This is a genomic window from Salipiger mucosus DSM 16094, assembly GCF_000442255.1.
In the GTDB taxonomy this organism is placed as follows: domain Bacteria; phylum Pseudomonadota; class Alphaproteobacteria; order Rhodobacterales; family Rhodobacteraceae; genus Salipiger; species Salipiger mucosus.
Genome location: NZ_KE557273.1, coordinates 457,228 through 459,334, shown reverse-complemented (window position 1 = coordinate 459,334; position 2,107 = coordinate 457,228). Strand labels below are relative to the sequence as shown.

The 2,107-nt window shown below is 71.6% G+C and carries 2 protein-coding genes and 1 pseudogene; 2 read left to right on the top strand and 1 reads right to left on the bottom strand.

What is annotated here, in order from left to right:
• The coding region (locus tag SALMUC_RS30265) for an ImuA family protein (protein WP_037371078.1) at positions 1–540 on the bottom strand (540 nt) is incomplete at its 3' end.
• Between the two features lie 121 nt (positions 541–661).
• On the opposite strand from SALMUC_RS30265, the gene SALMUC_RS02310 reads away from it, so the two are divergent.
• Positions 662–1,705 carry an aldo/keto reductase gene (locus tag SALMUC_RS02310; RefSeq protein ID WP_021119730.1) on the top strand — a complete coding sequence of 348 codons (1,044 nt, stop codon included), beginning with the start codon at positions 662–664 and terminating at the stop codon, positions 1,703–1,705.
• Positions 1,706–1,890: 185 nt separating this feature from the next.
• A pseudogene (locus SALMUC_RS30260) lies at positions 1,891–2,107 on the top strand (hypothetical protein); the annotation flags it as partial.

Below are 2,107 nucleotides of genomic sequence, written 5' to 3'. Positions count from 1 at the left end.
CATGCGCGCGCGCAGGCGCGTGATCTCCCATGCCTCGCGCCTTGGGGTGTGGGCGGGCTCGCAGCGCAGGCGGCTTTCGACGCCGGGCGCCCCGCCCTGCCCCGGGGTGAGCAGCAGGCCCAGCGGGCGCAGGCGGCCGAGCTCTGCGCCGGTCTCGGCCGCGAGGTGCAGGCGGCGCACCGGGGTCAGCGGCGGCGGGCCCGGCAGGTCGGCCACGACGGTGGCCACCACGCCGCTGCGCAGCGTCTCTTCCATGCACCACAGCACGTCCTCGGCCCGCTGGGGGGCGAGGAAGGTCACCCGGTGCGGGCCGATGATGGGCGCCATGCCGTCGGGGTTGAGCGGATCGCTGCCCCAGGGGGGCGCGATCCAGAAGACCTCTCCCCCGGCGCGGGCGGCGGCCTGAAGCGCCAGCATGCGCCGCGCCCGGCCGCAGATCTCGTGCACGCGGGCGAGCGGCAGCGCGATCTGCGACCAGAGCGTCAGCGCGGGGGCGGGCCGCAGCGGGCGGCGGCGCAGGAGGGGATCGTCGAGACTCATGCCTTCGAGTATATCTGTTCATGATATGTTCTCAAGACTGCACGCGCGGTGTTTCGACTTGGCACCGCGCGGTGTGCCGCTAGGTTGGCGCCGCAACGAGACCTGCAGGGAGATGCGCGCGATGAAGATGAACCCGCTGGGCCGCACCGGGATGACGGTGTCCGAGCTGTGCCTCGGCACCATGACCTTCGGCAACCAGACCCCGCCCGAAGACGCCAATGCCCAGATGGACCGGGCGCTGGACGCGGGGATCAATTTCCTCGACACCGCGGAGATGTACCCGACGAACCCGGTGCGCGCCGAGACCGTGGGCCGCAGCGAGGAGATCATCGGCGACTGGTTCGCCCGCACCGGGCGGCGCGACGACTGGGTGCTGGCGACCAAGCACACGGGCGACTCGCGGATGCTGCGGGACGGCGCGCCGATCTCCTCCAAGACGATCCCCGAGACCGTCGAGGCCTCGCTCAAGCGGCTGAAGACCGATGTGATCGACCTCTACCAGTTCCACTGGCCCAACCGCGGCTCCTACCACTTCCGGCAGAACTGGAATTTTCGGCCCTGGGAGCATCCCGATCGCGCCGCGGTGCTGCAGGACATGCACGACTGCATGGGCGCGCTGCAGCGCGAGGTCGAGCGCGGCACGATCCGCGCCTTCGGCCTGTCGAACGAGAGCACATGGGGCACGGCCATGTGGCTGCGCGTCGCCGAGGAAACCGGCGGGCCGCGGGTGGCCTCGATCCAGAACGAGTACTCGCTGCTCTGCCGGATGGCGGACACGGATCTTGCCGAGCTGATGGTGCACGAGGAGGTGGCGCTGCTGCCCTTCTCGCCGGTGGGGGCCGGGCTGCTGACAGGCAAGTACCAGGACGGCGCGGTGCCCGAGGGCTCGCGCATGGACCTGAACGGCAACCTCGGCGGGCGCAAGTCGGAGCGGGTCTTTCCGGCGGTCGATGCCTACCTGCAGGTGGCGCGCGACTTCGGGCTGGACCCGGTGCAGATGGCACTGGCCTGGACCATGCAGCGGCCTTTCGTGGCCTCGTCGATCTTCGGCGCGACGACCATGGCGCAGCTTGAGCACCTGCTGCCGGCGGCGGAGCTGACGCTGTCGGAGGAGGTGCTGGAGGCGCTGGACGCGGTCAACCGGGCGCATCCGCTGCCGTACTGAGCGCCGAGGTCCCGTCCGGGGACTTTGCGGATCTTTCGGTGAAAGATCCGGCCGTGCCGCCTGCGGCGGCGCGGCTGTGGATATTTGTGGCCAGAAGATGCTTGCGGGGCCGGGCCCCGGTCCGGCATGGCGCTTGCGGTCTCGCGGGGGCCGGGACTAGGCTCGGGGTTTCGGGAGGGCGCATCATGTCTGCACGTGGAATCCTTGTCGCCGCATTGGCGCTCTGGCCGATACTGGCCGGGGCGCAGCAGGCCGCCGATGCCGTGGCGCCCGAGGGCGCCGGGGCGGGCGCGGTCACCCTGCCCTCGCCCGAGGCGCGCGCCGCCTGGGAGGCGCGCGAGGCCAGTATGCCCACCGAGGCGCGGGACTGGATGGTCGCCGTGCAGGCGGTGCTGGGGCTGG

Excerpts from the sequence above, each read along its gene's own strand:
- SALMUC_RS02310 (WP_021119730.1), top strand. The coding sequence starts at position 662 with ATGAAGATGAACCCGCTGGGCCGCACCGGGATGACGGTGTCCGAGCTG.